General features: G+C 35.9%; 11 protein-coding genes (1 of these 11 only partly in view). 3 read left to right on the top strand and 8 right to left on the bottom strand.

Going from position 1 to position 6,006, the window contains the following annotated elements; all coding sequences use genetic code 11:
• The 4 genes from V7149_RS14855 to V7149_RS14840 form a co-directional block, all read right to left on the bottom strand.
• Nucleotides 1-405, bottom strand: the 5' portion of a protein-coding gene (locus tag V7149_RS14855; RefSeq protein WP_335346392.1) for a genetic competence negative regulator. 150 nt of this gene lie to the left of the window's left edge; 405 of the gene's 555 nt are visible here — the first part of the coding sequence; the start codon lies at nucleotides 403-405; its stop codon lies beyond the left edge, outside the window.
• Between the two features lie 142 nt (nucleotides 406-547).
• The gene (locus V7149_RS14850; RefSeq protein ID WP_335346391.1) at nucleotides 548-1,324 is read right to left on the bottom strand and encodes a metallophosphoesterase; all 777 of its coding nucleotides are present in this window, start codon (nucleotides 1,322-1,324) and stop codon (nucleotides 548-550) included.
• Between the two features lie 26 nt (nucleotides 1,325-1,350).
• Nucleotides 1,351-1,740: a hypothetical protein gene (locus tag V7149_RS14845; protein ID WP_335346390.1), complete on the bottom strand. Its 390-nt coding sequence runs from the start codon at nucleotides 1,738-1,740 to the stop codon at nucleotides 1,351-1,353.
• Between the two features lie 75 nt (nucleotides 1,741-1,815).
• Nucleotides 1,816-2,448 carry a CBS domain-containing protein gene (locus V7149_RS14840; RefSeq protein WP_335346389.1) on the bottom strand — a complete coding sequence of 211 codons (633 nt, stop codon included), beginning with the start codon at nucleotides 2,446-2,448 and terminating at the stop codon, nucleotides 1,816-1,818.
• A 135-nt stretch (nucleotides 2,449-2,583) separates the two neighbouring features.
• Between V7149_RS14840 and V7149_RS14835 the strand changes: the two genes are divergently transcribed.
• The 3 genes from V7149_RS14835 to V7149_RS14825 all read left to right on the top strand — a co-directional run bounded on the left by V7149_RS14835 (nucleotide 2,584) and on the right by V7149_RS14825 (nucleotide 3,715).
• On the top strand, nucleotides 2,584-2,814 hold the full coding sequence (locus V7149_RS14835; RefSeq protein WP_335346388.1) for a spore coat associated protein CotJA: 231 nt from the start codon (nucleotides 2,584-2,586) through the stop codon (nucleotides 2,812-2,814).
• Entirely contained in the window at nucleotides 2,811-3,071 is a 261-nt protein-coding gene (locus tag V7149_RS14830; protein ID WP_335346387.1) for a spore coat protein CotJB, read from the top strand. Before V7149_RS14835 ends, V7149_RS14830 begins: the two co-directional genes overlap by 4 nt.
• Nucleotides 3,072-3,145: 74 nt before the next feature.
• On the top strand, nucleotides 3,146-3,715 hold the full coding sequence (locus V7149_RS14825) for a manganese catalase family protein (protein WP_335346386.1): 570 nt from the start codon (nucleotides 3,146-3,148) through the stop codon (nucleotides 3,713-3,715).
• 48 nt (nucleotides 3,716-3,763) lie between these two features.
• Here the strand turns inward: V7149_RS14825 and V7149_RS14820 are convergent, their stop codons facing one another.
• The 4 genes from V7149_RS14820 to V7149_RS14805 all read right to left on the bottom strand — a co-directional run.
• Nucleotides 3,764-4,222, bottom strand: coding sequence for a YpbF family protein (locus V7149_RS14820; protein WP_335346385.1), 459 nt, complete (start codon nucleotides 4,220-4,222; stop codon nucleotides 3,764-3,766).
• Between the two features lie 102 nt (nucleotides 4,223-4,324).
• Nucleotides 4,325-5,002, bottom strand: coding sequence for a LysM peptidoglycan-binding domain-containing protein (locus V7149_RS14815; protein ID WP_335346384.1), 678 nt, complete (start codon nucleotides 5,000-5,002; stop codon nucleotides 4,325-4,327).
• Entirely contained in the window at nucleotides 4,999-5,613 is a 615-nt protein-coding gene (locus V7149_RS14810; protein ID WP_335346383.1) for a CPBP family intramembrane glutamic endopeptidase, read from the bottom strand. The genes V7149_RS14815 and V7149_RS14810 overlap by 4 nt, the downstream gene beginning before the upstream one ends.
• Nucleotides 5,610-6,006: RecQ family zinc-binding domain-containing protein (locus V7149_RS14805; protein WP_335346382.1), on the bottom strand; the 397-nt coding region annotated here is incomplete at its 5' end. The genes V7149_RS14805 and V7149_RS14810, both read right to left, overlap by 4 nt.

Genomic DNA, 6,006 nt, shown 5'->3' with positions numbered 1-6,006 from the left:
ATTATAAGCATACAAGCTTGTGTTTGTTATGTTTAATATATGAAGACGCCTTGCCAGCTGAATGACATTTTCGAAGTCTTCCAATTCAAAGAATAATTCCTCGCTGCCATCCATGATAACCTGCATTTCTATAAAGCCATCTTGAAGCAGTTCCTCATCATTCTGATCCTCCATCGTTACGATCATAATCATCCCTTGTGCCTGCATGGAGAATATCTCTACTGCAACAGAGCCTTGAATTTCTACCCCAAATTCTTCACTTGCCTCTTCAAGCATATCATGGAAAAGCTGATGCCATTTCATCGAATCCTTCCAAATATCTTCTTTCGTTAGCCCTCTTTCCGATAAATCATCTTGAGTTAGAAAAATTTTGATTTTGTTATAATTTAAACGTTCTAAGCGCATGTAACTGCCCCCTGCCGTGAACTAACTCTTTTATTTAGTGTATGACAGAAACAAAGGATGGTGAGTCGTCTAAGTTATTTACCTTATGCGCTTTAATTTGCCTTTACCTCATTACTGTAAAGAAGACAAGCATAGGCCTCCCCTAATTCCCATTATTTAACGTGATTAAATGTGTTTCTGCTTTTGCTCCTAATCTTAATGGCAAAGCGGTTGTTCCATAACCATTACTTATTAATAATGTCGTTTCCTTTCGTTTTTTTATACCCCCTTTTTCATAAGGACTGTAGCCCAAAATATGTATTTGCCCTCCATGTGTATGACCGCTTAACACTAAGGATATTTGATGTTCTTTTTTTATTTTGCTCATAATTTGAGGACTATGGCTTACTAAAACTCTAAAGCCTGTTTGACCCGCATCAAGTAAAGCGAGATCAAGTCTATCGCGTTTTTTACTCATATCGTCAACACCTAACAATATGAATTTATCACCTGTTTCTGATTCAAAGGATACTGCAGTATTATCAAGAACCTTAACGCCAAAATCCAAAAATATAGTATCTAGCTCACGAAAATTTACTTCGTAATCATTATTGCCCCATACAAAATAAACAGGGCCTAATGTTTTTAGTTTAGCTAAATTTTCTTTTACTCTTTGAAGCGGAACTCCTTTTTCAACTAAGTCGCCGCCAATAATAATGATATTTGGTTTCAATAAACGAACTTCCTCAATAATTTTATCTGAGATGACTCTCTTATGTATGTCAGAAATGAAAAAAATCTTGACTTCACCAAAGCTTGCTGGAAATTCTTTGAAGGACAGATCATTTAATATGACTCGATCTGCATTCGCTTCCCTATACATAAATGCAATAAACCCTATTCCTATTAATACTAAAATGATAACTATTGTAAAAATCATAATGCTCCTGCCCCGCAATCTGTTATCTATACTTTTGCTAGTTTAACTTCCCTGAAATCTATAGAAATAATACCATAAAGAATAGAAAAACAGAAAAATACAACTGTTTGCCAAAATCCTAATAAGAATAAGGTGATAAAGCCTGCCAGAAAAAACAAAGAAAACAATAAATTAAATAGCGTTGTCTTGCGTTTCATAAATAACTGAACTGTTTGGATGACCTCTTCACCAATCAACTCAGCATTTGTCAGAAAGCCAATAATGAAGACAACTGCAGAAGCAAAAAATGGAACTGGCTTCAAAATGCAAGCAGCCAAAATTTCCGTAAGCCCTGATGGAACACTAATTGGAAACCACTCAATAAACAGTAAACCACAAAGGAAGCCGCCAATAAGCTGAACTGTTTTACGCAACAAGAAAATCCCTCCCATAAAATTGTATGAGGGGGATTATTCTTTATTGCTTTGATTTATTATTCAATCGGACAACTATTACTCTTCATGAACATCAAGAATTCTGAATCCTGAATCCTCAAGCTTTTCGAGGAATTTCTTTATATTGTCTTTCTTTTCTACCTTCATTACAATCCTGCGTACTAGTTTATCTGTTTCGTCAAATGTGACGATCGAAATGATCTGTTCATGAAACTGACGGGCAATCTCAGATAATCTCGCTAATCTTCCTTCTGTTTCAGAAGCGGTAAACGCAATTCTAACACCTGGTTTGTTCATACCGAATGCAGATTGAAACTGGGCAAGAACATCAAAACGCGTTACGACCCCTAAAAACCTTTGCTTCTCATCAAGAACAGCCAATAGCGGAAAGTCCTTTAAACTTAGCAAGGTTTTTTCGAAGATCTCATTCCCCTTAAGATATTGATCCTGATGTGTAGCGATGTCTTCTGCCTTCGTATTCTGTAAAAAATCTTCCTTTATTTGTTTAGATTTAAAGTAATTTTCATAGATCCCATATCTGGTAATCATTCCGACATAGTTGTCACCATTTAAAACTGGCAATCCATCGATTTGATGCTCCTCTAATTTGTCAAGGGTTTCTTTAATTGTTGATTCATGATTAATTGTATAACTAGAATATTTAGGAATCATAACGCTTTTTACAAACATTCCACTCACCCCAGAGAATTATTTACGATAATGTATTAAATATTCGATAACAGCCATTAATATACCTTCATAATCAAACATGATTGCAGACATTTAGTCATAAGATTGAATGATACAAATTGAAGGAGGGATTGCATGTTTACACCTGTAAAGACCTACCATCCGTATGTCAGTCCTTTTGATCCTTGTGAACCGATTCGTGTAAAAACGTTTTCGACACCCCCACATCTTTATATGGGTTTCCAGCCGCCAAACTTACCGCAATTTACGCCAATGGAAGCTTTACGACATGGAACTCTTTGGAAAGCTTTTTATGATCCCTATTATAGCCCGTATGAGAAGGCTAAGGAGGAAGCCTCTACATGAAACAGATGCCTGCAGAATATTATCAATTATTAGAACAGCTTCAGGTAGTTGACTTTGTCTTAGTTGAACTCACTTTATACCTAGATACTCATAATGGGGACGAAGATGCGATTAACCAATTTAATCATTATGTTAGCGAAAGAAAAAAGATTAGAAAGCTGTTTGAAAGCCAATTTGGTCCGCTCATGCAATTCGGTCACAGTTATTCAGGCAAACCATGGAACTGGGATGACTCGCCATGGCCATGGCAAGTTTAAGAACGCCTTAGCCCAGGGGCTGAAGCTACCGATTTGTCTTAATTGCAAAATTTTTATGAAAGGGCGGGAAAATTATGTGGGTTTATGAAAAAAAGCTGCAATATCCAGTTCGAGTAAGCACATGTAACCCGAAGCTGGCTAAATTCTTAATTGAACAATACGGCGGAGCAGATGGTGAGCTTGCAGCTGCTTTAAGGTACTTAAATCAGCGTTATACTATCCCAGATAAAGTGATTGGTCTCCTTACAGATATTGGTACAGAGGAGTTTGCCCATCTAGAAATGATTGCAACGATGGTATATAAGCTTACAAAGGATGCAACACCAGAGCAAATGAAAGAGGCAGGCCTAGGTGCTCACTACGCAAACCACGACAATGCTCTCTATTACGAAAATGCTGGTGGGGTTCCTTTTACAGCAACTTATATTCAAGCTAAAGGAGATCCAATAGCAGACTTATATGAGGATATTGCCGCAGAAGAAAAAGCGAGAGCAACTTATCAATGGATTATCAACATGAGTGATGATGTAGATCTAAATGACGGTCTCCGGTTCTTAAGAGAGAGGGAAATTATTCATTCGCAAAGATTCCGAGAAGCAGTTGAAATTCTGAAAGATGAACAAGGGAAGAAGAGAATATTTTAATATATGAGAAAAGAAGCGGCCATGTATAAAGCAGCTTCTTTTTTCAATCTATTTATTTTCATGATACAAATTAATATCATAATTCGCCTTCATCATTTCAAAAACGACATGTCTGTTTTTCCACTCGTCTTCCTTTTTCCAAAGATCTTTGCTTTTATCAATTATTTCGCATCTGAGTGCATGGTACTCCTTCTCAGCCTTCTCTCTTTTCTCCTTCAATAAATTCATTAAGCCATATAACCCAAATGTAAATATAAGGAAATAAAGATTAGCCGATTGGTTAACGAAAACCGAAAACATGGCCGAAAATGAATAGGAGAAAGGCTTCATTACCGTTTTATAAATATAAAAAAGATAAATGAAGGAAGAAAACATTGTTGCCCACATCGTAATTAAATGCCTTAGCTTAAAAGTGTCAAATTTCTTTTTCCTTTCAACCACTTTTTGAAGCATCTGCCTAGTAGCTTGATCTGTTCGATCATCAAGCAGTTTTATTGATGATTCCATAATCCCCCTCCGTTCACCAAGGCTAACCTTAAACCCTGACAACACTCTTTTCTACTTAATGTATGAGCTTGTACAGCATTATATGATAGGGAGATTGGGAATCTATTGTTTAGGTATTTTCAATACTTGACCAGCTTGAATCTCATTATTTTTTAAGTTGTTTGCTTTTTTAATAATATCCATGCCGTCCTGAGAATTATAGTATTTCAATGCGATCCGAAACATGTTTTCATTAGGTTTGACAGTATGATAAATAATTTCCTTTTGCTCCGCTTGCTGATTATCCTTCGCTTGTTGGTTTTCATCGGTTTCAGCAGGCTTAGCAGAACCTTTATCTTCAGAATCACTTATTATTGGAGTTTCAGAGGCAGGAATAGAGGGTTCCTTTTCCTCATTTTCGACTTTACCATCGGTGTTTCCCGGATCTTCTTCTCTTTCTTCAATGATCGTTCCTTTTTCTTCTTTTTGTTCTTGCTCTTCAAATCCTATTGTTTCAAATCCGTTTTGGGTGCTTGCTTTTTCAGCTCCTCCATTATCATTCTTTTGCAAATAGTTATACATACTATAAATAGTAATCGGCAGTAAGATAAACAGTAATGCCAGAAGGCGAATAACAGGGTATTTGACCTTCCATTTATTTTTCTTTCTCTTTTCCCGGTGAAGCCTGCTTCTCGGCGGTAAAGTTTCCTTTTTTTGGATAGGTTCCTCACTATCCCAATTTCTATTAACCTTTTTCCGAAGGCGTTCAGCCTGATCCCTGTATGGGCCCTCTTTGTTCATGAAACATCCCTTCCTGTGTTCCCGCTTTTGGAACCTGTATTATGACGGTATTTTATAATTAGTCCGAGTAAAAAATCAATAATAAAATGTGTAAAAATAGTCACGAATAAATTGTTTGTTATCAAGAAAATATAGCCGATAAAAAAGCTTAGTACAACAACATTTAAGAACAAAAACCAATTAAATAAATAGCGGTAATGGACAACTGCAAAAATCAGACTGGAAAAAACAAGTCCAACCTGAGTCTGAATGATACCTCTGAATAATAATTCCTCGCAAAAAGCAACGATTGCAGCGATTAAAGCAATATGAAAAACACTACGATTGCGAAAAACTCTTTCATTTAAGCCCCCATCATCGTATAGGGATGGCGGAAGGAGCTTCATAAGAATTACATCCAAGAGAACGACTGCTAATCCAGCTGTTCCGCCGATAAATAATATATTCATATCGCCAATCTTAAAAAGATTAAGTACATCAGAAAAACGATTAAATAATATCAAACTTAAAATAAATGAAATGGCTAATAGGATAAATTGCGTTAAATATAGATGAAAAAGCAGTTCTCGATCTGATAGCTCTTTAATGATTCCTGTATATTTTTCTTTCATGTAATTCGCCTGCTTAAAAGTATTTCTCCCAAATGGTCTTTCCAATTAAAAGAGGATTCGATCTTGGTTTTCTCTTCTTTTTCAATAGAAGTATAAAATTTTGAATAATTAACACCGCATAGGTCGCAGCAATCCTCTATCTCTATTGTGTTATCTTCTTGAAAATACTTCAAGATATTTTTTCTGCGACATTCCGTTAATTGCGTCCAAACAAACATTTCATAAATCTTTTTCCTTTTGACCTGAATACGCTCTTTAATAAATGATTTTATTTGAGTACTAAATTGATCTAGTTGATCTTCCCTAACTTCCTCAAGCAAATCACGAGTAATTCGCCATTGAGTGTCTGTTAACCCAGAAATTCTTCTGATTTCTTCCTCATATGCTGGCAAT

Origin of the sequence: Bacillus sp. JJ1503, from assembly GCF_036965125.1 — a bacterium.
Taxonomy (GTDB): Bacteria; Bacillota; Bacilli; order Bacillales; family Cytobacillaceae; genus Cytobacillus.
Note: the sequence above shows the minus strand (reverse complement) of the source record. Positions and strands in the feature narration are given on the sequence as shown.